This window comes from Pelagicoccus sp. SDUM812005 (genome assembly GCF_031127875.1).
Classification (GTDB): domain Bacteria; phylum Verrucomicrobiota; class Verrucomicrobiia; order Opitutales; family Opitutaceae; genus Pelagicoccus.
This window is the reverse complement of the sequence record NZ_JARXIA010000001.1, coordinates 681,802-704,965: the sequence shown is the minus strand read 5'-3', so window position 1 is coordinate 704,965 and position 23,164 is coordinate 681,802. Positions and strand designations below refer to the sequence as shown.

17 protein-coding genes are annotated in these 23,164 nt (G+C 59.0%); 11 read left to right on the top strand and 6 right to left on the bottom strand.

All coding sequences use genetic code 11. The features are described 5' to 3' along the window. Nucleotides 1–11: 11 nt before the first annotated feature. The 10 genes from QEH57_RS02655 to pta all read left to right on the top strand — a co-directional run bounded on the left by QEH57_RS02655 (nt 12) and on the right by pta (nt 14,333). Entirely contained in the window at nt 12–3,170 is a 3,159-nt protein-coding gene (locus QEH57_RS02655; protein WP_309005125.1) for an efflux RND transporter permease subunit, read from the top strand. A gap of 205 nt (nt 3,171–3,375) precedes the next feature. After that, the gene (locus QEH57_RS02650) at nt 3,376–4,449 is read left to right on the top strand and encodes a LacI family DNA-binding transcriptional regulator (RefSeq protein ID WP_309005124.1); all 1,074 of its coding nucleotides are present in this window, start codon (nt 3,376–3,378) and stop codon (nt 4,447–4,449) included. Between the two features lie 266 nt (nt 4,450–4,715). Then, a complete protein-coding gene (locus tag QEH57_RS02645; RefSeq protein ID WP_309005123.1) occupies nt 4,716–5,684 on the top strand; it encodes a MerR family transcriptional regulator in 969 nt (322 codons plus the stop codon). 59 nt (nt 5,685–5,743) lie between these two features. Next, the gene (locus tag QEH57_RS02640; protein ID WP_309005122.1) at nt 5,744–7,009 is read left to right on the top strand and encodes an FAD-dependent oxidoreductase; all 1,266 of its coding nucleotides are present in this window, start codon (nt 5,744–5,746) and stop codon (nt 7,007–7,009) included. After that, the gene (locus QEH57_RS02635) at nt 7,006–7,815 is read left to right on the top strand and encodes a DUF1365 domain-containing protein (protein ID WP_309005121.1); all 810 of its coding nucleotides are present in this window, start codon (nt 7,006–7,008) and stop codon (nt 7,813–7,815) included. The genes QEH57_RS02640 and QEH57_RS02635 overlap by 4 nt, the downstream gene beginning before the upstream one ends. Continuing rightward, on the top strand, nt 7,812–9,095 hold the full coding sequence (locus QEH57_RS02630; RefSeq protein ID WP_309005120.1) for a cyclopropane-fatty-acyl-phospholipid synthase family protein: 1,284 nt from the start codon (nt 7,812–7,814) through the stop codon (nt 9,093–9,095). Before QEH57_RS02635 ends, QEH57_RS02630 begins: the two co-directional genes overlap by 4 nt. Nucleotides 9,096–9,114: 19 nt before the next feature. Continuing rightward, the gene (locus QEH57_RS02625) at nt 9,115–10,131 is read left to right on the top strand and encodes a cyclopropane-fatty-acyl-phospholipid synthase family protein (RefSeq protein ID WP_309005119.1); all 1,017 of its coding nucleotides are present in this window, start codon (nt 9,115–9,117) and stop codon (nt 10,129–10,131) included. Between the two features lie 37 nt (nt 10,132–10,168). Beyond that, entirely contained in the window at nt 10,169–10,900 is a 732-nt protein-coding gene (locus QEH57_RS02620) for an acyl-CoA desaturase (RefSeq protein ID WP_309005118.1), read from the top strand. Between the two features lie 123 nt (nt 10,901–11,023). Further along, nucleotides 11,024–12,220 (top strand): acetate kinase, encoded by a 1,197-nt coding sequence (locus tag QEH57_RS02615; RefSeq protein WP_309005117.1) that lies wholly within the window; start codon nt 11,024–11,026, stop codon nt 12,218–12,220. Between the two features lies 1 nt (nt 12,221). After that, nucleotides 12,222–14,333 (top strand): phosphate acetyltransferase, encoded by a 2,112-nt coding sequence (gene pta, locus QEH57_RS02610; protein WP_309005116.1) that lies wholly within the window; start codon nt 12,222–12,224, stop codon nt 14,331–14,333. Nucleotides 14,334–14,367: 34 nt separating this feature from the next. Here the strand turns inward: pta and QEH57_RS02605 are convergent, their stop codons facing one another. Further along, complete coding sequence (locus QEH57_RS02605) at nt 14,368–15,015, bottom strand: response regulator transcription factor (protein ID WP_309005115.1); 648 nt, start codon at nt 15,013–15,015, stop codon at nt 14,368–14,370. A 351-nt stretch (nt 15,016–15,366) separates the two neighbouring features. On the opposite strand from QEH57_RS02605, the gene QEH57_RS02600 reads away from it, so the two are divergent. After that, complete coding sequence (locus QEH57_RS02600; protein WP_309005114.1) at nt 15,367–16,890, top strand: SulP family inorganic anion transporter; 1,524 nt, start codon at nt 15,367–15,369, stop codon at nt 16,888–16,890. 82 nt (nt 16,891–16,972) lie between these two features. On the opposite strand, the gene cimA is transcribed toward QEH57_RS02600, so the two are convergent. From cimA to plsY, 5 genes are all read right to left on the bottom strand, one after another. Further along, entirely contained in the window at nt 16,973–18,535 is a 1,563-nt protein-coding gene (cimA, locus tag QEH57_RS02595; RefSeq protein WP_309005113.1) for a citramalate synthase, read from the bottom strand. A gap of 65 nt (nt 18,536–18,600) precedes the next feature. Next, the gene (gene thrC, locus QEH57_RS02590; RefSeq protein WP_309005112.1) at nt 18,601–19,959 is read right to left on the bottom strand and encodes a threonine synthase; all 1,359 of its coding nucleotides are present in this window, start codon (nt 19,957–19,959) and stop codon (nt 18,601–18,603) included. Between the two features lie 5 nt (nt 19,960–19,964). Then, complete coding sequence (locus tag QEH57_RS02585; RefSeq protein WP_309005111.1) at nt 19,965–21,191, bottom strand: aspartate kinase; 1,227 nt, start codon at nt 21,189–21,191, stop codon at nt 19,965–19,967. A 30-nt stretch (nt 21,192–21,221) separates the two neighbouring features. Then, nucleotides 21,222–22,541, bottom strand: coding sequence for a homoserine dehydrogenase (locus tag QEH57_RS02580; protein ID WP_309005110.1), 1,320 nt, complete (start codon nt 22,539–22,541; stop codon nt 21,222–21,224). Next, nucleotides 22,542–23,144: a glycerol-3-phosphate 1-O-acyltransferase PlsY gene (plsY, locus tag QEH57_RS02575; RefSeq protein WP_309005109.1), complete on the bottom strand. Its 603-nt coding sequence runs from the start codon at nt 23,142–23,144 to the stop codon at nt 22,542–22,544. Nucleotides 23,145–23,164 lie beyond the last annotated feature (20 nt).

Below are 23,164 nucleotides of genomic sequence, written 5' to 3'. Positions count from 1 at the left end.
ACTACAACGCAATGATCGCTTGGTTCACAAAAAACGGAGTCGCGGCAAACCTGCTGATGCTCATCCTAGTTGTGGGCGGGCTGGCTTCCGCCTTCACCGCCAAGACCGAACTCTTTCCGGACTTCTCCCTCGACATGGTCACCGTACGCGTGCCCTTCCTGGGCGCCTCGCCGGAAGAAGTCGAGGAGCTGGTCGTCATTCGCATCGAGGAGGCCCTGCAAGGCGTCAACGGCATCAAGGAGATCAACTCCGTCGCCTCGGAAGGATACGGCTCCGTCACCGTCACCGTCAACAAAGGCTACTCCGTCTCCAAGCTGAAGGACGATATCAAAACCCGCGTCGACGCTATCCCCAGTTTCCCCGCCAATACGGAACGGCCCATTGTAGAGGAAATCCTGATACCCAAAGACGTCATTCGCGTTTCGGTCTACGGCGACACCAGCGAAATCCAGATCAAGAAAATCGCCCAACGGGTTCGAGACGAATTGACCGAAATCGCCGGCATCAGCCAAGTATCCATGGAAGGAGTACGCTCCTACGAACTTGCGATCGAGGTCACCGAAAACGCGCTGCGCAACTACAACCTCACCTTCGATCAAGTCGTAGCCGCCGTACGTTCGAACTCCCTCGATCTTCCCGGCGGCATGATCAAAGCCGACGGCGGCGAGATTCAGCTGCGAACCAAGGAGCAAGCCTACAACGCCTTCGATTTCGAAAACATCGTCCTGCTCACCAAGGCCGATGGCTCCCGCGTCTACGTAAAGGACGTCGCCACCGTGAACGACGGCCTCGTCGACAACGACTCGGCCAGCTTCTTCAACGGCAAACCCGCGGCCACTATTCTCGTTCGCGAGGTGGGCGACGAAAACCCGTTGGAGATTTCCGAAGCAGTCTACGACTACGTGGAAAAGGCCCAGTCGAGCTGGATACCAGACGGCGTCACCCTAGAGGCTTGGAGCGATTCCTCGTTCTACCTGCGCGGACGCATCGACATGCTCCTGGAAAACGGCCTCATCGGCTTCGCGCTCGTCCTCATCTCCCTCACCATCTTCCTGCGCCCTTCCCTCGCCTTCTTCGTCGCCATCGGCATTCCCGTGAGCTTCCTCGCTACTCTCGCCATCGGCCCCTTCGTGGGCATCACCGTCAACCTGCTCTCCCTCTTCGCCTTCATCCTAGTGCTGGGGATCGTGGTCGACGACGCCATCGTAGTGGGCGAAAGCGTCTTCACCGAATTCCAAAAAGGAGGCCCCGGCGTCCAGAGCGCCATCGCCGGTACCCATAAGGTTTCCACGCCGGTCACCTTCGCCGTCCTGACCACCATGGTCGCCTTCGTACCCATTTTCCTACTACCGGGCATGGCGGGCAAGTTCATGGGCGTCATTCCTTTCGTCGTTATCCCCACCCTCGCCTTCTCCCTCGTGCAAAGCAAGCTGGTGTTGCCCTACCACCTTTCCCTTTGCCATGTCGGCGACAAGCATGACCGCGACAAGCTCAACGCCTTTTCCCGCTTCCAGCGGAAATTTTCCGACGGACTGGAACGCTTCATCGAGACCACCTACCAACCCTGGCTCAAGCGCGCCATCAAGTGGCGCTGGTACACGTTCGCCATCTTCTCTCTCTTCTTCGCAGCAGCCGTCGCCTTGCCCGTATCGGGAGCGATCCGCTTCGTCTTCTTCCCCAGCGTCCCCTCCGACTATATCTTTACCAGCATCACCATGATCGAAGGCACCCCGGTTTCCGAAACCGAAAAGGCCCTCGACCGCATCGAGCAAGCCCTTGAGGACATTCGGCGCGAAGACCTGGAAGCTGGCTTGGTCGACCCAGTTAAGAACAAGCTGGTAATCCTCGGTTCTTCCAGCAACCCGGGCGGTCCCGGCGGCGGTGGCGGAGGAGCCTCCGGCAGCAACGTCGGGCAAATCGTGCTGGAACTGGCCAAGAGCGAACTGCGGGACTCCAACGCCAACGACGTAGTGGAACGCTGGAGACAGAAAGTCGGCCAGATCCCCGGAGCCAAACGCCTCAACTTCCAAGCCAACGCCAGCGGCCCGGTCGGCTTGCCCGTCGACGTGCAATTGACCGGGCGCGACTTCGACCAACTCAAGGCCGCCTCGCTCGAAATCCAGGAACGCCTCAAGGAAGTCAGCGGCCTCTACGACATTCGCGACACCTACTCCGAAGGAAAACGCGAACTGAAGATCAACCTCAAGGACAACGCCCGGGCTCTCGGGCTCAACGCCGCCGACCTCGGGCGACAGGTCCGCAACGCCTTCTACGGGGCCGAGGTCCAGCGCGTGCAGCGCGACAAGGAAGACGTGAAGATCATGGTCCGCTACCCGCGCTCGGAACGCGAATCCCTCGGCGACCTCGAAAACATGCGTATCGTCACCCCGAGCGGAGCCCGCGTCCCCATCCAAGAGGTCGCGGAAATCACCATGGGTATCGGCTATCCGTCCATCGCCCGACTCGACCGCAAGCGGATCGTAAGCGTGCAAGCCGAAGCCGACAAAGCGACCATCACCACCAACGAAATCAAGAGCGAGGTCTACGACAAGATCCTCCCCGAGGTGCTTCGCAAGTATCCGAGCGTCACCCCAGCCATGGGGGGCGAAGCGAAGGATTTCGCCGAATCCGGCCCCGCCCTCCTCGGCGGATCCCTCATCGTGCTGGTGCTAATCTACATGCTGCTGGCCATCCCCTTCAAAAGCTATATCCAGCCCCTCATCGTCATCGCCGTCATTCCCTTCGGCGTGGCCGGCGCCATCGTCGGCCACCTCTACGGCTTCCAGGACCTCAGCCTGCTCTCCTTCATCGGCATGATCGCCATGGCGGGCGTCGTGGTGAACGACTCGCTAGTGCTGGTGGAGCGCGTCAACAGCCTGCGGGCGGACGGCATGAGCCTCTTCGAAGCCGTGCGCGTCGGCGGCATGCAACGCTTCCGCGCCATCCTCCTCACCTCGGTGACCACCTTCGTCGGCCTCGTCCCCATCCTGCACGAAACCAGCCTGCAAGCGCAGTTCCTCATCCCCATGGCAACTTCGCTCGCCTTCGGGGTCGCCTTCGCAACCTTCATCACCCTCTTCCTCGTCCCCTGCGTCTACCTCATGCTGGAAGATTTCAAGTGGGCCCTGAAAACCTGGTGGAACGGCCTGCGCCGCAGCTACGCAAGGTAGCGTCCGTTTTTTTAGGCGCACTTCCTCGCAATTCTAACAAAGAGACACCCTCGACCCGAGGCTTGAACACTCTGCGCTATAGCAAGAGCAACGCTTGCTGCATGCTTGAGCTTGCGCGTTTCGTAGACCTCCCACTCTCTCTTAAGCGTAGACGCTGACCGAGAGATCAAGCCTAACAAACGAGAACCCCACCCCACCTATCGCCATGGAAAAACCACGCGTACTGATGAAGGACGTCGCCAAAGTCGCCGGCGTCCACCAAACCACCGTCTCCCTCGCCCTTCGCAACCACCCCAGCTTGCCCCAGTCGACCCGCGACCGCATCCAGAAGCTGGCCAACGAAATGGGCTACCGGCCCGACCCCGCCCTATCCGCCCTCGTCGCCTATCGGCAGGCCACCAAGAACCAGCCCAGCGAGCAGGTCATCGCTTGGATCATCAACGTTAAGGACGCCCGGCGCATCAACGATCAACACGTGCACCGCCTCCTCATGGCGGGAGCCAAGGAGCGAGCCAGCGAGCTGGGCTACAAGCTCGATACCTTTTGGCTCGGCAAGGAGTACAAGGACAGCAAGTCCCTCAACCGCGTCCTCAAGGCCCGCGGAATCCAGGGCGTCATCTTCGGAGCGTTCGACTACTACGAAGAGCCCTTCGAGCTGGAATGGGACCTGTTCTCCTGCATCAAGGTCAGCCCCCTCCCGGAAGACCTCGCCTTCGACACCGTCCTCTGCGACCAGATCGACGCCGTCGGGCAAGTCGTCTCGGAACTGCATCGACTCGGCATCAAGCGCTTCGGGCTCGCCGTCTCCGAGTTCGAGGAAATCCATAAACGCTTCACCTTCGCCGCCGGCTTCCACACCCATCGACGCGAAATCGCCCCCGAAAACTGGGTCCCTCCCTTCTACTTCCAGCACGGCGCCGACTACAGCGAGGACGTCGTGCCGGCGACCCTGGAATGGGCCCGCCAAAACAAGCTCCAAGCTATCATCAGCAACTGGAACAACATGGAGGAGGTCGCCCGCAAATTGAACGAAGAAGGGCAAGATTGCCGCTTCATCTCCCTCGACGCCGACGAGCACACCGCTCGCAACGGCGGCATCAACCAGGACCACCACGAAAACGGCCGCCGCGCCGTCGACATGGCGGTCGGCCAAATCAAAACCTTCCGCCGCGGACGCGAAACAAGCCCCTGCACCACCCTGGTCGCCCCCAAGATGATCCCCATTCCGGCCGAATGCCCCATCAAAGCGGAAACTAATTCCCAAGCCCTCGCCTCCTAGCCCTAAGTTTTCAAGCAAAGCAAAGTCACGCCAGGCCGCGACCCCACAAGGGCGCGGCCTTGCTTGCGCAAGGATCCTGCCCCAACCCCCGCCCCAAGCTCATCCTCCCCAAGGATGAAACGCCTTTGAACCACGATTGACGAACGGCTTGAGCGCTTGAACACCAAGAACGAACAACACCTGCCAATCCGACTCCCGCCAGACCTGTTCATACTTTGTTCATTTTGTTATTGAAACAAATTCGAATCAGTGTTTTAAGTTCAAACATGATCCAAGATAACGAGACCAGCACTGGCTACAAAATCGGCACTGCCGCGAAGATGGCGGGCATCTCTCCCAACACCATCCGCACTTGGATGCGACGCGACTACTTCACTGCCTCCATCGAGACCGAGTCCGGCGAGCGCATCCTCAGCAGCTCCGACCTCAGGCGCCTCATTTCCCTCAAGTCCCTCATCGACCTCGGCGACTCCATCGGCCAGATCGCTCGCCTCGACAACGAGGCCCTGCAGAAGCGGCTCGCCGAACTCAAGTCCACCACCGAAGGTTCCTACGCCAACGAAATCCCTTCCCTAGCCGACCTCGAGGCAGGATTCGTCACCTCCCCCCACAGCGTGCGCCTCGCCGCCGCTACTCCCCTGTTCTGGAACTCCAAGACCTTCGACACGGTGGAAAGCCTCGCGTCCTACGTGGAAGGCGAACACCACCTGAGCATTGCCCTTATCGACAGCCAAGGTCCCAATCCGGTCGAGAAGAGCGCCGTCCTCGAGTTCGCAAAGAAGAACCCGGAAATCACGGTGGTGCTCATTTTCGACTTCATGCCGCGGGCCCTGCTGAAGGACTTGGCCAAAGCCCAGGTCCACCTCCTGCGCTGGCCCATCAACAGCATCATGCTGGAACGCTACCTGTACAGCTTGATGCCAAACATGTCGCACCCGCGTGCCCGAGTCGCCGCCAATAGCGAACCGCCCCCACGCCTTTTCAACGAACGCCAACTGTCCGAAATCGCGAACTCCCTGCCGGAGCTCGCCTGCGAATGCCCTCGCCACGTCAGCTCCCTCATTACCAGCCTAGGCGCCTTCGAGGACTACAGCCAACAGTGCCTCAACGCCAGCGAGAAGGACAAGGAAATTCACGAGTACCTTTACGCCGAAACCGCCAAAGCCCGGCGCACCATGGAACTCGCCCTGGTCCGGCTCTGCAAAGAGGACGGGATAGAAATTCCTAAAAGCTAGGCCCAACCTCCCTTCGCGTCGCGGACGCGCAGGCCCCCAACTCCAACCCAATTACACTCATGAGATCCCTGGCCATAATCGGCACGGGCATCGCCGGGATGGCTTGCGCCTACTTCCTGCGAAACCGCTACCAAATCACCGTCTACGAAAAGAACGACTACGTCGGCGGGCACACCAACACGGTCTACCTGCCGGAGGGCGACGAACAGATCCCGATCGACACCGGCTTCATGGTCTACAACGACAAGACCTATCCCAACCTGATACGTTTCTTCGAGCATCTCGGTATCGCCTCGATGGATACATCCATGTCGTTCAGCGTCAACGAAGTCGATAGCGGTTTCGAGACCAGCTATTCGGACCTGAGCACCTTCTTTCCCAAGCTCTCCAGCGTCATCGACCCCAGACGCTACCAGCTGCTGCTGGGCATGAGAAAACTCTTCAAATCCGGTCGCGATTTTCTGAAAAGCGCAGACGATCCTAGTATTCCACTCGCCGACTTCATTCGAAACTACTGGATTAGCGACCTCGCCGTGGAGAAGTTCCTCCTGCCGATGACCGCAGCCATCTGGTCCACTCCTACCGAGCGGATGCGGGACTACCCCGCCATCACCCTCCTGCGCTTCCTCTCCAACCATGGCATGCTCGGCTTCGGCGACCAGTTCCAGTGGAAGACCCTTATCGGAGGCAGCCAACAGTATAAGAACAAGGTTCTCTCCAAAATAGGCTCCCGCGTGAAAAAAAGCTCCGGCATCACCCAGATCCGACGGCTGGGCGACAAGGTTCGCCTCGTCGGCCAGCTAGGCGAATTCCAAGACTTCGACGATGTCATCGTCGCCACCCACGCCGACCAAGCTCTCGCCTTGCTGGACCAACCGACGGAGCGGGAAAGCAACCTGCTCTCATGCTTCAAATACAACACTAATCCGGTAGTCCTGCACTCCGACTCGAGCGTGATGCCGAAAAGCAAAAGAGCCTGGGCGTCGTGGAATTATCGATACGAACCGTTCCACTCTCGCCCAACCGGCTCGACTCACTACTGGATGAACAAGCTGCAAAACGTTTCCCAGCAGCGAAACTACTTCGTCAGCGTGGACTACCCGGGTGAGATCGCAGCGGACCAAACCCATTGGCGCTACACCTACGAACACCCGCGCTTCGACGCGGCAGCCATCGCCGCCCAACCTGAGCTGCCGTCCCTCAATGCCAAGGGCCCCATCTACTACTGCGGCAGCTACTTCCGCTACGGCTTCCACGAGGACGCCTTCACCTCCGCCTTGAATCTCTGCGCCCAGCTCTGCGACGGACGCGACCCGCTCTCATGAGATCCTGTCTCTACCAGTGCCGCGTCGCCCACAAGCGCCTGCGCCCGAAGCCCCACAGCTTCGCCTACAGCACCTTTACCTTCTGCATCGACCTCGACGAAATCGATGCCCTCCACCGATCCCTCAAGCTCTTCAGCGCCAACCGCCGCAACCTCTACGCCCTACACGACCGCGACCACCTCGACCAAGGCCAATCCAGCATCAAGGAAAACCTACGCTCCTTCCTCAACAGCAAGGGCTACCACCACGAAATCGGCCGCATCGAACTGGTAACCAATCTCCGCAGCTGGGGCCATGTCTTCAACCCGGTCTCCTTCTACTTCGTCTACGCACCGGACCAATCGCTGGCCCTTTGCGTCGCCGAAGTCGCCAACACCTTCAACGAGCAAAAGCTCTACATCGTAGACCAATCCAGCAAGTCGCCGCAGCGCCTCCAGCAGTCCCACGACAAGCTTTTCTACATCTCCCCGTTTTCGGACCTGGATACGCAACTCAACTTCGACCTGCATCAACCCGACCAACGCCTAAAGCTCGCCATCACCGAAAACGACAGCGCTGGCACCTACTTCTACAGCTCCGTTTCTGGCAAGCGTATCCCCATAACCGATACAGCTCTCGCCGCCTACAGCCTACGTTTCCCCTTCCTCACCCTCGGCGTCCTCTTCGCCATCCACTGGCAAGCCCTTCGCCTCGCCCTCAAGAAGGTGCCCCATTTCAAGAAAGCCCACCGCCCTGACCTGCAAACCGACACCCGCACTTACCTAAAACCGAAACCCAAACGCTCCGTCCGGAGGCAACGACTATGAAAATCCAAGACCTCATCCTAAGCTTCTTCGAAAAAGCGCACCGCGGCTGCCTTCGCCTCACCCTGCCGGATGGCCAGGTAAACGTTTACGGAGAGGTAAAAGACTCCCCTCCCGTCGATCTCACGGTGAACGATCCCAACTTCTTTCGCCGCGTCGCCCTCAAAGGGGATATCGGATTGGGAGAAAGCTATATCGAAGGCGAATGGGATTCCTCCGCCCCGGCCGCCCTGCTGGGTTGGTTCATCAAGAACAAGGACGCCCTCATGAGCGACCGCTTCGAATGGGCCATGCCCATGATCTCCCGGCTCGCAGCCTGGCAAGAGCGCTTCCTGCACCGCAAGAACGCCAACACGAAAGCGGGCAGCAAGCGCAACATCGAAGCCCACTACGACTTGGGCAACGACTTCTACGAACTTTTCCTGGACGAAAGCATGACCTATTCGTCCGCCTACTTCCGGAACCCAACGGACAGCCTCCAGCAAGCCCAGTTGGAAAAGTACGACCGCATCTGCCGCAAGCTGGACCTTGGCCCCGCCGACCGCGTGCTGGAGATCGGCTGCGGCTGGGGAGGCTTCGCCGTCTACGCCGCCGAGAACTACGGCTGCTCCGTCACTGGCATCACCCTTTCGCCCAGCCAATACGACTACGCAGTCGCCCGCGTCCAGAAGGCCGGCCTCTCCCACAAGGTCGAGATCCAGCAAATCGACTACCGCGACATGCGCGGCCAATTCGACAAACTCGTATCCATCGAAATGATAGAGGCCGTCGGGCACGAACACCTCCCTAGCTACTTCGCCGCCATCGACCGCTTGCTCAAGCCAGACGGACTCAGCTGTATCCAAATAATCATGTCGGCCGATCACCGCTACAAAAGCTACCGCAAAACCTCCGACTACATTCGCAAACACATTTTCCCGGGCTCGCATCTGCCCTCCATCGGCGCCCTCTTCGAAGCGAAGGAGCGCGCGGACTTGAACCTGTACCACATGGAAAGCTTCGGCCTCCACTACGCCCGCACGCTCGAGCTCTGGAGGGACCGCTTCGAGAAGAGTTGGCCGCAAATCAAGTCCCTCGGCTTTCCCGAAACCTTCCACCGAAAATGGCGGCTCTACTTCGACTACTGCATCGCCGGATTCAAGGAACGCCACATCAACCTAGCCCAAGTCGTCTTTGGGCGCCTGAACTGCGAAAGCTACCGCTTCGAGCAAAGCGATTTCGCAGACCGCGCCGAATCGACGCTCCGCTTCGACGAGAGCCTTCTGGAAACCGCCAGCCGCTAACCATCAAAACACCCGAACCATGAATGCAATTTCCCTCGCAGAAAACGGCTACCTTCCCACCTGGATCGTACGCCACGGAATCCGCCAACTCGTAAAGAAGCGGCTCAAGGACGAAAGCGAAAACCACGACCTGAAAAAGGAACGCCTCATCCAACAGCTCCAGTCCAGCCCCCTCGCGGTGGATACGGACGCCGCCAACGAGCAGCACTACGAGGTGCCCGCCGCCTTCTACAAGATCGCCCTCGGCAAACGGCTGAAGTACAGCTGCTGCTACTGGCCCGAAGGCGTCGACACCCTCGACGCGGCAGAGCTCGCTTCCCTCCAGCAAATCGCGGAACGGGCTCAACTCCAGGACGGCCAACGCATCCTGGAGCTCGGCTGCGGCTGGGGATCCTTCTCCCTTTGGGCCGCGGAAACCTACCCGAACTCCCAGGTCGTATCCGTATCCAATTCTTCAGGACAGCGGCTGCACATTACCGGCGAAGCGAAAAAGCGGGGCCTGGACAATTTGCGGGTACTTACCGCGGACATGCGGGAATTCGAAACCGAAGAACGCTTCGATCGCGTCGTCTCCGTGGAAATGTTCGAGCACATGCGCAACTACCAGCAACTGTTCGCCCGCATCCACTCCTGGCTCAATCCCCAGGCCAAGCTCTTCATCCACGTCTTCTCCCACAAGGAAATCGCCTACCTTTTCGAGGACAAGGATGCGGACGACTGGATGGCCCGACACTTCTTCACCGGAGGCATCATGCCCTCCCACGACCTGCTCCCTCGCGTCTGCGCCCCCTTCAAGCTCGAACGCCAATGGCAGCTCAACGGGATCCACTACCAGAAAACCGCCGAAGCGTGGTTTCGCAACCTGAACGAAAACAAAGCTCGCACTCGAGCCGCCATGGAAGAAATCTATGGACGGGAAGACGCTCGCGTCTGGGAAAACCGCTGGAAGATCTTCATGCTCTCCTGCGCCGAGCTCTTCGGCTACCGCAAGGGCGAAGAATGGGGAGTCTCCCATTATCTCTTCGCAAACGAATAAACCCAATGCCGCCCCCAGCCTAAACGTATCCAGAACCATGTGGCCCATACTCACTTTCTTCCTGCTTCACTGGTACCTTTCCGTATTCGCCCAAAGCTTTTTCCTGCATCGCTACGCGGCCCACGGCATGTTTCACATGAACAGGTTCTGGTACCGCTTCTTCTACCTGTTCACCTGGATCACCCAAGGCGCCAGCTACCTCAATCCGCGAGCCTACGCTATCCTCCACATGGAGCATCACAAGCACAGCGACACCGAAGAAGACCCGCACTCGCCTCACTTCTTCGAAGACGTCGTATCCATGATGCTCAACACCAAAAACGTCTACCAAGGCATCCTCGCCGGAGACTACGACCACCGGCCCGACGTCGCCCTCAAGGACTATCCCTCCTGGCCGCTGCTCGATCGCATCGGCGACAGCTGGATCACCCGCATCGCTTTCTGCCTCGGCTACACCGCCTTCTACCTCGCCTTCGCTCCCCATCCGCTCTGGTACGCCCTCCTGCCGGTCCACTTCCTCATGGGGCCCGTGCACGGAGCTTTCGTGAACTGGTGCGGACACAAGTACGGCTACGCCAACTACAACAACGGCGACCATTCCCGCAACACCTTCGTCTGGGACCTGTTCTTCGTGGGCGAATGCTTCCAAAACAACCACCACCGCTACCCGCGGCGCGCCAACTTCGCCCAGCGCTGGTTCGAGCTCGACCTCACTTACCCGCTCATCAAAACCATGAACCTGCTCCGCATCATCCGCTTGAGGCAGTGAACGCCGCGCACGCCTTCGACCCTTGCTTTTATAATTAATTACAAAACTTTCTTTAATTAGGGTTTGTAACTGGGGCTCGATTCGTTGATATGATCAACCTGATTCGCAAAGCGCAGTCAGCTAATGAACATACTGGTCATCAACTGTGGGAGCTCCTCCCTGAAATTTTCCGTAATCGAGGCCTGCTCCGGCAAGGATCTCGCTCGCGGTCTCTTCGACAAGCTGGGATCCGAGACTCCGTGCTACAAGATGGAGAGCCCCCTGCTTGAGGCGCCCGCCACCGGCTCGCTTCCTTGCCACGCGGGCTACGAAACCGCCCTCGACACCCTTGCCGCCTACTTGGCCTCAGAGCAACTGCAGCTCCGAATCGACGCCATCGGCCATCGCATCGTCCATGGCGGCGAACACTTTACCGGAGCTTGCCTGCTGGACCAGCCGGCGATGGACGCGGTCAAGTCCTGCTCCTCCCTCGCCCCCTTGCACAATCCGGCGAACCTGCTCGGCATCGAGTCCGCCAAACGACACTTCCCCAAGCTGCCTCAGGTCGGAGTGTTCGATACCGCTTTCCACCAAAGCATAGAACCCGAAGCCTTCCTCTATCCGATTCCCTTCGAGCTCTACCAGCAGCACGGCATTCGCCGCTACGGCTTTCATGGCTCCAGCCACAAGTACGTCGCCTCCGAGGCGGCCCGCATCCTTGGCAAGCCGCTTAAGCAGACCAGCATCATCTCCGCCCACCTTGGCAACGGCTGCAGCGCCGCCGCCATCGAAAACGGGAGCTGCGTGGACACCACCATGGGCCTCACCCCGCTCGAAGGTTTGGTCATGGGCACTCGCAGCGGCGACCTCGACCCCGGCGTCATCTTCCACCTGCATCGATCCCTCGGACTCAGTATCGAAGAAATCGATACGCTGCTCAACAAGAAGAGCGGCTTGCTGGGACTTTCCCAACGCTCCAACGACATGCGCTCGCTGCGCCAAGCTTCCGCCGAGGGCGACGTCGCGGCCCAGCGAGCCGTCAAGATCTTCACCCGCCGCCTCGCCAAAAGCATCGCCGGCCTGCGCTCCACTATTTCCAGCTGCGACGCCCTGGTGTTCACCGGCGGAATCGGCGAAAACGACGTCCAAACCCGGGCCGAAACGCTTGCCCGCCTCGCACACCTCGGCATCCAGCTCGACCCCGCCGCCAACGCGAGCGCTGGCCGAGGCCAGAACGGAATCATCACCCAGCCAGACTCTCCTTTAAAAGCCATCGTGATCCCCACCAACGAAGAACTCATGATCGCCCGCGAAACAGCGCAACTCGTCGGCAGCAACTAAGATGAAGCACGTATTCCTAACCGTACCGACCGGGGCCAAAGTAGGTCTCTCGACCGTATCCATCGGGCTTGTACGAGCTCTCGAACGTCAAGGCGTAAGAGTCGGATTCTTCAAGCCCATCGCCCAGCCCGTCACCCCCGACGAGACCGGCGACCGCTCCACCAGCTTCCTTCGAGCCGTCACCACCTTGACGCCTCCCGAGCCCATCTCCATGGCCGAGGCTAAGACCTTGGTGAGCGAGGAACATGTCGAATTGCTGCTGGAGAACATTATCCAGCGTTTCGAGGAAGCTTCCAAAAACGCCGACGTCGTCATCGTCGAAGGACTGATCCAAACCGAACGCTTCCCCATGGGAGCCCGCCTCAACTCCAAGCTCGCACAAACCCTTTCCTCCAAGCAGATCCTCGTGTCCGCCCTCGGATCGAGAAGCCTCGACCACCTGAACAAGGAACTCGAACTCTCCGTATCCGATTTTAAAGGACGCGTAGCCGGTATCGTCATCAACAAGGCGGACGTCGACGGCGCCCGCGAAAGCATCGACTTCGATGGGATCGGTATCGAACCCCTCAAGCAATTCATCACCGACAACTGCCCCGTCTTCAAAAACGAGGACCTGGAGCTGATCGGCATGATTCCCCGCGACGAAAAGCTGCTCGCGCCCCGCGTGTCCGACGTCGCTAAACTCGTCGATGCGGAAGTGCTCAACGAAGGAGACATGGCCAACCGCCGCGTCTTCAACATCGAGCTGCTCGCCCGCAACGTGCCCAACATCATGCACACCCTCAAAACGGGCAACCTGCTCGTGACGCCGTCCGATCGCAGCGACATCATCCTCGCCGCCAGCATGGCCTCGCTCAACGGCACCCGCCTCGCCGGACTGGTGCTCACCAGCGACCAGCGCCCCGACGAACGCATCGTCAAGCTCTGCCAAATCGCCTGGAAAAGCGGCCTGCCCGTCCTGCGCGTCGGCAAGACTTCCTTCGCCACCGCCCGCGCCCTCTACGACATGAATCTGGAGATCGCACCAGACGACAACGACCGCATCAACCAAGCCATGGAAACGGTCGCAATCAGCATCAGCAGTAGTTGGATTCGCAATACGCTTTCCTCGCAGATGAAGCGCCAGCTCTCGCCGCCGGCCTTCCGCCACATGCTCACCCGCAACGCTCGGCTCAAGCCGAAGCGGATCATCCTCCCCGAAGGCGACGAGCCGCGCACCATGCAGGCGGCCGTCACCTGTACCGAACGCGGCATCGCCAAGTGCGTCCTGCTGGGGAATCCCTATTCCATCCAACTCAAGGCCGACGCCATGGGCCTCACCCTTCCATCCGGACTGGAAATCGTCAATCCGGACGTAATCCGCGAACGCTACGTCCCCTCCCTCGTGGAAATGCGTCGCCACAAGAACATGACCGAGAAAATCGCTCGGGACCACTTGAGCGACAACGTCGTGCTCGGCACCATGATGCTCCAGCACGACGAGGTCGATGGCCTCGTTTCCGGCGCCGTCCACTCATCGGCAAATACCGTGCGCCCCGCCATGCAGTTGATCAAAACCCGTCCCGGGGCCAAGATCGCCTCCTCCATCTTCTTCATGTGCCTGCCGGACCAAGTCCTCGTCTACGGCGACTGCGCCATCAACCCGGACCCCAACGCCGAGGAGCTTGCCGACATCGCGATCCAGAGCGCCGACTCCGCCAAGGCCTTCGGCATCGATCCTCTCGTGGCCATGATCAGCTACAGCACCCTTGGATCTGGATCCGGAGCCGACGTCGACAAGGTCGTGGAAGCCACTCGCCTGGTAAAGGAAGCCCGCCCGGACCTCGTCATCGATGGTCCCTTGCAGTACGACGCCGCAGCAATCGCCGACGTGGCCCGTACCAAAGCGCCGGACAGTCCCGTCGCGGGCAAGGCGAACGTATTCATTTTTCCTGACCTCAATACCGGAAACACCACCTACAAGGCCGTGCAGCGCTCGGCCAACGTGATCTCCATCGGCCCCATGCTGCAAGGACTCAAGAAACCGGTAAACGACCTCTCGCGCGGAGCGCTCGTGGACGACATCGTCTACACCATCGCCCTCACCGCCGTACAAGCCCAGCAAAACGACTAGCTGTACGACTCCTACAAAATCGCTCCCGGGGCGATTACTCGACGAAGTTGACCGGAATGAGGCGGTGCTCGATCGCGTAGCGCGTGATCGTCGCCACGTTGTGCAAGTCCAGCTTCCGCATCATGCTGCAGCGATGGTTGTCCACCGTCTTCACGCTGAGCTCCAGCTTGGCGGCGATGTCCTTGTTGCTGTTGCCCTGGGCAATCAACTGGAGCACCTCCCGCTCGCGATGGGTCAGGTTGTCGTTGTACTGATTGGACTTCTTGTTGTCGCTCACCACCGAGCGCAGCACCTCCGTAATGTTGAAGCCGAAGAAACAGCCACCCTCGTCCACGATCTTCACCGCGTTCATAAACATTTCGAAGTCGACCGACTTCTCCACGAATCCATGGGCGCCCGCCTGCAAACAGGCCTTGATGCTCTCGCTCAGCTTAGTGTCGGAAAAGACGAGAAAACGCATGTCCGGAAACCGCGAACGGACCTTCGCGATCAGGTCCGCGCCGCGCCCGTCCGGCAAGTTCATCTCCAAGATAAGCATCTTGGGTTGCGTTTCAGCGATCTCGTCGACCACTCCGGCGATCTTGTCCGAGGTCCCGACAACCTCGAACCCACGAGATCTTAGACTTTCGGCAAGCATCTGGCAGACAGTCTTTTGACCGTCGACGATGTACAAATTATTCATGTGGGGTGATACAGACACAACGAAATGATAAACCCTAGGTTTATTTCTTTAAGGACAGGCGATGGCTAGGTTTCTGAAGCTTCGGTAAAGCCGAGACAATGGTATTTTAAAAAATATATGTTAAATAAATGCTATTTGTAAAACCCCTTCTGGAATCCGGAAATTGCAGAAACGGCACGGAATACAATACGAACGAGAGCGAAAAGCGACCGAAGGTGATTGACGCAAAGCTGCGCGCGGCTACCCCTTGCGGCTTCCTTTAGCTAGAAAACGCGCGGGGGAAACGCATCCCTACGCTGCCATTCTCGACTGAGCGCTCGAAAACTCGAGCAACAACAACGCCAACAAACCATGTTCGATCTCATCATCAAACGCACCAACAACGCCAAGGACGACCTGCTGTCCGGGCTGACCGTCGCCCTGGCCCTCGTGCCGGAGGCCGTCGCCTTCGCCTTCGTCGCAGGAGTCGATCCCCTCGTCGGCCTATACGCAGCGTTCATCATCGGACTCGTGACTGCGACCATCGGCGGACGTCCGGGCATGATCTCCGGAGCCACCGGCGCCATCGCCGTGGTCATCGTCGCCCTCGTTTCCCAGCATGGCGTGGACTACCTCTTTCCCGCCGTCATCCTGATGGGCATCATCCAGATCCTCTGCGGCGTGCTGAAGCTGGGACGTTTCGTGAGGCTGATTCCCCATCCCGTCATGCTCGGCTTCGTCAACGGCTTGGCCATCGTCATCCTCATGGCCCAGTTCAGCAGCTTCAAGACCGAGACCGGTGAATGGATTTCCGGTTCGGAGCTCTGGATCACGCTCGGCCTGGCGGCCCTCACCATGGTCATCATCCAATTCCTGCCTAAGCTTACCAAGGCCATCCCCTCCACCCTCGCTGGCATCGTAGTGGTGAGCCTCGTGGTCATCTTCTCCGGCTTGGATACCGTAACCGTAGGCGACAAGGCGGAAATCGCCGGCGGCCTGCCCCGCCTCTTCACGCTCAACGTCCCGCTCAACTGGGAAACCTTCCAAATCATTTTCCCCACCGCCTTCATCATGGCCATGGTGGGACTGATCGAGTCGCTCATGACCCTGCAGCTGATCGACGAAATGACAGAAACCCGCGGCAAGGGCAACGTCGAGTGCGTCGGCCAAGGCGTCGCCAACGTTGTCACCGGCATGTTCGGCGGCATGGGTGGCTGCGCCATGATCGGCCAATCCATGATCAACATCCGCTCCGGCGGCCGCGGCCGGCTCTCCGGCATCAGCGCCGCCCTCTTCCTGCTTTGCTTCATCCTCTTCGTCTCCGACTACATCGAGATGATCCCCATCGCGGCCCTGACCGGCGTCATGTTCATGGTCGTAATCGGCACCTTCGAATGGTCGAGCTTCCGCATCATCCGCAAGATTCCGAAATCCGACGCCTTCGTCCTAGTCGCCGTTTCGGCCATCACGGTCTTCACCGACAACCTTGCCCTCGCCGTCTTCATCGGCGTCATCATCGCGGCCCTCGTCTTCGCTTGGGAGAACGCACGCCACATCCGTATCGAAGTTAAGAATACAGCGGAAGGCAGCAAGGAGTACGACCTGCACGGCCCGCTCTTCTTCGGCTCCGTCCAGCATTTCCAGGACATCTTCAAGCCGGCCGAAGACCCTGACGACGTCATCATCGACTTCATCCACTCCCGCGTCTGGGACCATAGCGGACTCGAGGCCATCAGCGCCCTCACCGAACGCTACCGCAAGGCAGGCAAGCGCTTGCACCTTCGCCACCTAAGCCCCGAGTGCCGCAATCTTCTCAGCAATGCCTCGGACATGGTCGAGGTAAACGTCCTCGAGGATCCGCACTACAACGTGGCTAACCTCGGCCGCAAGGACTAGAGCCTTCGCTGCTAAGCGAATACGAAAAAAGGCGACTGATGAAAATCAGTCGCCTTTTCTTGTTTAAAACCGTGGCCGGAAGCTAGGCCTTCGAGTCGTCCAGCAGGATCTTGTACTCCACCGCGTCGCGGATGGCCTGCCAACTCGCTTCGATGATATTGTTCGAAGCCCCGACCGTGCCCCAAAGCTCTTCTCCGTCGCTCGATTCGATGAGCACGCGAGTCTTGGCTTCCACGCCTTCCTTCGAATCGAGGATGCGCACCTTGTAGTCCTTAAGGGTCAACTCCGCCAAGTTCGGGAACGCGTCGCGCAAAGCCACGCGCAGGGCCTTGTCGAGAGCTCCCACCGGACCGGGATCTTCCGCAACCACGTAGCGCGGCTCGCCGTCGACCTTCACCTTGATCGTCGCTTCCGACATCGGATCTTCGTCCTTGGAACGCTTTTCCACGATCACGCGGTAGCCTTCGAATTCGAAGTGCGACTTGTGCTTGTTGGTGAGACGATCGAGCAGCAGGCGCAAGGAACCGTCGGCAGATTCAAATTCGTAACCGTTGTACTCCAACTCCTTGAGCTTCTCGATAATGATCTTGGTCTCCGGCGAATCGCGGTCGATATCGAAGCCAAGCTCCTGAGCCTTCATCAACAAACTGCTGCGTCCTGCCATATCGGATACAAGCACGCGTTGCTTGTTGCCGACCTTGGTGGGATCAACGTGCTCGTAGCTGTAGCTAACCTTCTTGGTCGCGTCCGCGTGAGCCCCGCCCTTGTGCGTGAAGGCCGACAGGCCGACGAACGGCGCCTTGCCGTCGTGCTCCAAGTTGGCGAGATCCGCGATAAACATCGAAAGCTCCCGCAAGCGCTTGAGGTTCTCGGCGCAATTGAGCGGGTACCCCATCTTCAAGGAGATGTTCGGGATGATCGTAGTGAGATTGGCATTACCGACGCGCTCGCCGTAACCATTAAACGTTCCTTGTACCAGCGTAGCCCCCGCGTCGACGCCGCCGAGCGAAAGCGCTACGCCAAGCCCCGAGTCGTTATGGCAATGCACGCCAACCGCGACATTCGGAAAACGCTCCACGACTGCCTTGGTGATCTCCTGCAGCTCGCTCACGAGCTTGCCCCCGTTGGTATCGCAAAGGGTCAGGTTGTCCGCTCCGCCGCGTACCGCAGCCTCGAGCGTCTTCATCGCGTAGTCCGGACTGTCGACGTAGCCGTCGTAGAAATGCTCCGCGTCGTAGATCACTTCGCGGCCCTTGTCCTTCAGGAAACGCACGCTGTCCTCGATCATCGCCAAGTTCTCTTCCGGAGCCACGCGAATGACTTCCGTCACGTGCAAGAGCCAGGTCTTGCCAAAGATGGTAACCACGGGAGTTCCGGCATCGATCAAAGTCTGCAGCTGCGGGTCTTCCTCCGCCTTCAGGTTCGCCCGCCGCGTGGAGCCGAAGGCTGCGATTTTCGCGTGCTTGAGCTTGAGCTTCTTCGCCTCTTCGAAGAAGGCCATGTCGCGCGGGTTCGATCCAGGCCATCCGCCTTCAATATAATCAATACCGAACTGGTCGAACTTCTCCGCAATGCGGAGCTTGTCCGTCACAGAAAAGGAGACGCCCTCACCTTGGGTGCCGTCTCGCAACGTGGTATCGTACATTAGTATCGTTGGCTTGCTCATAATAAAAACCGATTGAAAGGGAAATCTGAGGAAAAAAGGGGCAGCTATTGCTTGGAGCGGATAAAGGCCTTGATCGAGGCTTCGTCCGGAGCGACGGAGAACTTGCGAATCTCCTTCGACTTCAAGGCTTCGAGGCTGGGATGCGTCGGCTCCACGCCAGTGCATTCCTTTACTACATCCGGAAACTTGGCCGGATGCGCCGTTGAAAGCACAACCGCCGTCTCGAGCTTGTCCAGATCCTTGAAACCGCAAGCGGTGTGCGGATCTGCCGTGTAGTTATAAACGCGATACACTTCGGAAATGGTTTTCGCGATCTCCGCGTCGTCCATACGGGTGCTCGTCATGAACTCCGTGATCGCCATGCCGCCCACCTGGAAGCTTCCATCCCGCTTGAAGCCTTCCATGATCTCGCGCGTCATGTCGGCGTTGCCGCCGAGGGAAAAGTATAGGAAGCGCTCGAAGTTCGAAGCGACCTGGATATCCATGGAGGGAGCGTGGCTGGGCTGCACGTCGCCTACCGAATAGTCGCCCGCATCGAAGAAGCGATGCAGGATATCGTTCTGGTTGGTCGCCACCCGGAAGCCGTCCACGATCATGCCCATGCGGGAAGCCATCCAGCCCGCCAGCACGTTGCCGAAATTGCCCGTAGGCACCACGAAGGTGGCCCGCTCGCGACGCTCAGCCGGCAATTTCAAGTACGCGTAGATGTAGTAGACGCACTGCGCCAATATGCGGGCGAGGTTGATGGAGTTCACCGCAGAAAGGTGGACCTCCTGGCTAAATGCCTTGTCGCCGAAAACTTCCTTCAATGCCGCTTGGGCATCGTCGAAACTGCCCTTGATGCAAAGCGGAAAAACATTGTCCTCATCCAAGCAGGTCATCTGCCGCTCCTGCAAAGGAGAGACGCGACCGTCCGGGTACAGGATGAAAATGTTGACGCCCTTCTTGCCCAACAGCCCGTTGATGGCCGCCGCTCCGGTGTCTCCCGAGGTAGCGCCGAGCACGTTGATGCTCTCGCCGGTAGCAGCCACTTGACGCTCGTAGAGGCACCCGAGCAACTGCAGGGCGAAATCCTTGAATGCTAAGGTCGGACCGTGAAACAACTCTTGCACGTAGAGCTTTTCGCTCAACTTGACCAAGGGAGCGTGCTCCGCGTGGTCGAAACGGCTATAGGCCTTCTCGACGAGAGCCTTCAGTTCCGCCTGCGGAATATCGGTGGCGAAGTGCTTGAAAAATTCGTAGCACAATTCCGGATACGACAATCCTTCCCAAGTCGGAATCTCCGCGCTTAGGTCGGGCATCTTCTCGGGCACGAACAAGCCCTTGTCGGGAGCGAGCCCGATCTTGACCGCTTCGGAAAAGCTATGCGGCTCCGTCTGTCCTCTAGTGCTTACGAATTTCACGAGCGTTAGGCGTCTACCTTATCCAAACCGAAAGCGTTGTGCACCACGCGAACAGCCTCTTCCGCGCCCTCTTCGTCGATCACGACGGAGATCTTGATTTCGGATGTACTGATAATCTGGATATTCGACTTAGCCTCCGCCAGCGACTTGAACAACTTGCTCGCAACGCCGGAATGGCTGCGCATGCCGATGCCTACCACGGAAAGCTTAACCACCTCGCCAAACACGGAAACTTCGCCGCCGCCGAGCTCGTTGAGCACCTTCTCGACCGCGTCGAGGGAGCGCTTGGAGTCGTCCCGCGTCACCGTGAAGGTCAGGTTCGCGACGCCGTTGCGGCCGATGTTCTGGACAATCATGTCCACGCAGACGTTGGCCTTGCCGAGAGCCTCAAAGATTTGAGCTGCCGAACCAGGCTTGTCTGGGATGTTGCTGACCATGATCTTGGCCTGGTTGCGATCGAGCGCCACGCCGCGTACCACGACGTCTTCCATTGAGCTTACTTCCTGTTTCACGATTGTGCCGGGGATTGAGGTGTCAAAACTGGATCGTACTTCGAATACGACATTGAACTTGTTTGCGAATTCGACCGAACGGGCCTGCATCACCTTGGTGCCGAGACTAGCCATCTCGAGCATTTCTTCATAACTGATTTCCGGGATCTTGCTAGCCTTGGGAACGATGCGCGGATCCGCCGTGTAAACGCCATCCACGTCGGTATAGATCTGGCAAAGGTCAGCCTTCAGGCCGCTGGCCAAAGCGATCGCGGAAAGGTCCGAACCGCCGCGTCCCAAAGTCGTGGTCGTGCCTTCGTCGTTAACCCCTTGGAAGCCGGCCACGATAACGACACTGCCTTGCTGCAAGGCCGCTTCGATCCGCTCGCAACTCATGCTCACGATACGGGCCCGGGTATGGGCGGGATCGGTCTTGATACCGGCTTGGGCGCCGGTCATGGAGATCGCATCGATGCCCAAGGCGTGCAGAGCCATTGCCGTGAGGGCGATCGTCTCCTGCTCGCCTACCGCGAGCAGCACGTCCATCTCGCGATCGTCGGGCTGCTCATTGATCGCCTTCGCGCGAGCGATGAGCTCGTTGGTCACGCCCGAGCGAGCCGAAACGACCACCGCGACTTGATGCCCTTGCTCGACATCCTGCTTGATGATGTTCGCTACGTTCTTGATGCGATCGACATCGCCCACCGAGGTGCCGCCAAATTTTTTAACTATACGAGCCATTGCGTTTTGCTTCCAAAAATTGAATACAGCTTAACCTTCGAAGCTGCTGATAGGCATCGTGAAAGGCTTGCCCTCCACGCAGGAGCTTTCCTCGAGGGCCTTCACGGCTTCAAGAATCGCTTGTTCAGTGGTGACATGGGTCGTCACGATCAAGGTCGCGCTCGTCGCGTCTTCCTCGACTTCCTTCTGCGTCACGCTGGCGAGGCTAACCTCGTGCTTGGCGAGCAGCGAAGTCACCTCCGCCATCACGCCAGGCTTGTCGGCCACCTGCAAACGCACGTAGTAGCGGGACTTGATCTCCTCGGGCTCGGCCAATTCGATCTGGTCGCCACCGCGAGGGGCCGGGTCGATGAAGCGTCCCGCGCCGCCGTTCACGATCAGCTTGGCCGCGTCCACGATATCGGCGATCACGGCGCTGGCAGTCGCATCCCGTCCCGCGCCCGGACCGATGTAAACGGTTTCCCCTACCACGTCGCCGTGAACGGAAACCGCATTGAATACGCCATCGATGCTGCCGAGTACGTACTTTTTGGATACCAAGGTCGGGAGAATCGAAATGTACAGCTTGCCGGAAGCATGGGCAACGTCGATGACCGCCAACAGCTTGATCGCGTATCCATTTTCCTTGGCAAAAGCGATGTCGGCCTGCGTGACCTCGGCGATACCTTGCACCAGCAAATCCTTGAACGGCACCCAACGTCCATAGGCGAGGTAAGCGAGGACCACGGCCTTGTGGGCCGCATCGATGCCGTCCACGTCGAAGGATTCGTCCGCCTCCGCGTAACCGAGGGCTTTCGCTTCCGCTAGGATCTCCTGATACCCCGCGCCTTCGTTGGTCATGCGAGTCAGGATGTAGTTGCTGGTACCGTTGAGGATGCCGTAAATGCTATTGAAGCGATTGACCACCAAGCTGTCCTTGATCGCCTTGATGACCGGGATGCCGCCCGCCACGCTCGCTTCGAAAAGCAACTGTCCGTTGCCCTCCTTCGCCGCTGCAAACAGGGTTTCCCCATGGTCGCAAATCAGGGCCTTGTTGGCCGAAACGACGATCTTGCCCGCCTTCAAGGCAGCAAGCGTCACTTCGAGAGCCAACTCCGTTCCGCCCATAAGCTCGCAAACGACGTCCACTTCCGGATCGGTGGCGATCGAAACAGGATCGGTCGTCAGCATCGACGCGTCGAAATCGAAATCGCGCTTCTTGCTGGTATCACGAACAGCGATACGCGTTACCTTTACGCGAGCGCCAAGCTGGTCGCTCAATGCATCCTCGCGTTTTTGCAGGTGATTGAACACCCCCTGCCCTACGACACCAAAGCCGCACAGGCCTACCTTTATCACGCGGTCACTCATCTACTTCCTTGCAAATTTATTCTCTTCGCCTCGCATCAGGCGAACGATGTTATCCTTGTGTCGCACCACGACCAACGCCCCGAGAGCGAGCGATACCCAAGTGAGGGTCGCCGGAGCCCCGATAACGAGGTTCGTAATCGGCAAGCTGATCGCTAGGCATATCGATGCCAGCGACACGTAACGGGAGGCATAAAAGACGGCGAGCCAAACCAGTACGCCCACCAAAGCGGCTACGTACATCAAGGCGACCACTCCTCCGAGCATGGTCGCGACTCCCTTGCCTCCACGAAACTTCGTGAAGAGCGAAAAAGAATGTCCTAGAACGGCGAATACAAGGCCCACCAAACCATAGTGAAACGTCTGGTCGGCCAGCAGGATCGGCCACGCAGTGGCGGCGAAGCCCTTTACCGCATCGAGCAAGAAAACGAGGTTGCCCGCCTTTTTGCCCACGCAGCGCTTCACGTTCGTGGCGCCGGGGTTCTTGCTGCCGACGCTGAAGATATCAACGCCGTTCGCCTTCGCCACCAAATAGCCAAAAGGCAGGGAACCGATAAGGTACCCTGCTCCTGCGGCACTAAGTGCGACTATCAAATCGATAGACATTCTCTATATCCACGAAACGA

Coding starts and splice junctions, on each gene's coding strand:
- QEH57_RS02620 (WP_309005118.1), top strand. CDS start 10,169: ATGTGGCCCATACTCACTTTCTTCCTGCTTCACTGGTACCTTTCCGTA.
- QEH57_RS02615 (WP_309005117.1), top strand. CDS start 11,024: ATGAACATACTGGTCATCAACTGTGGGAGCTCCTCCCTGAAATTTTCC.
- QEH57_RS02585 (WP_309005111.1), bottom strand. CDS start 21,191: ATGGCTCGTATAGTTAAAAAATTTGGCGGCACCTCGGTGGGCGATGTC.
- QEH57_RS02650 (WP_309005124.1), top strand. CDS start 3,376: ATGGAAAAACCACGCGTACTGATGAAGGACGTCGCCAAAGTCGCCGGC.
- pta (WP_309005116.1), top strand. CDS start 12,222: ATGAAGCACGTATTCCTAACCGTACCGACCGGGGCCAAAGTAGGTCTC.
- QEH57_RS02640 (WP_309005122.1), top strand. CDS start 5,744: ATGAGATCCCTGGCCATAATCGGCACGGGCATCGCCGGGATGGCTTGC.
- QEH57_RS02605 (WP_309005115.1), bottom strand. CDS start 15,015: ATGAATAATTTGTACATCGTCGACGGTCAAAAGACTGTCTGCCAGATG.
- QEH57_RS02580 (WP_309005110.1), bottom strand. CDS start 22,541: ATGAGTGACCGCGTGATAAAGGTAGGCCTGTGCGGCTTTGGTGTCGTA.
- QEH57_RS02635 (WP_309005121.1), top strand. CDS start 7,006: ATGAGATCCTGTCTCTACCAGTGCCGCGTCGCCCACAAGCGCCTGCGC.
- QEH57_RS02600 (WP_309005114.1), top strand. CDS start 15,367: ATGTTCGATCTCATCATCAAACGCACCAACAACGCCAAGGACGACCTG.
- plsY (WP_309005109.1), bottom strand. CDS start 23,144: ATGTCTATCGATTTGATAGTCGCACTTAGTGCCGCAGGAGCAGGGTAC.
- QEH57_RS02645 (WP_309005123.1), top strand. CDS start 4,716: ATGATCCAAGATAACGAGACCAGCACTGGCTACAAAATCGGCACTGCC.
- QEH57_RS02655 (WP_309005125.1), top strand. CDS start 12: ATGATCGCTTGGTTCACAAAAAACGGAGTCGCGGCAAACCTGCTGATG.
- cimA (WP_309005113.1), bottom strand. CDS start 18,535: ATGTACGATACCACGTTGCGAGACGGCACCCAAGGTGAGGGCGTCTCC.
- QEH57_RS02630 (WP_309005120.1), top strand. CDS start 7,812: ATGAAAATCCAAGACCTCATCCTAAGCTTCTTCGAAAAAGCGCACCGC.
- QEH57_RS02625 (WP_309005119.1), top strand. CDS start 9,115: ATGAATGCAATTTCCCTCGCAGAAAACGGCTACCTTCCCACCTGGATC.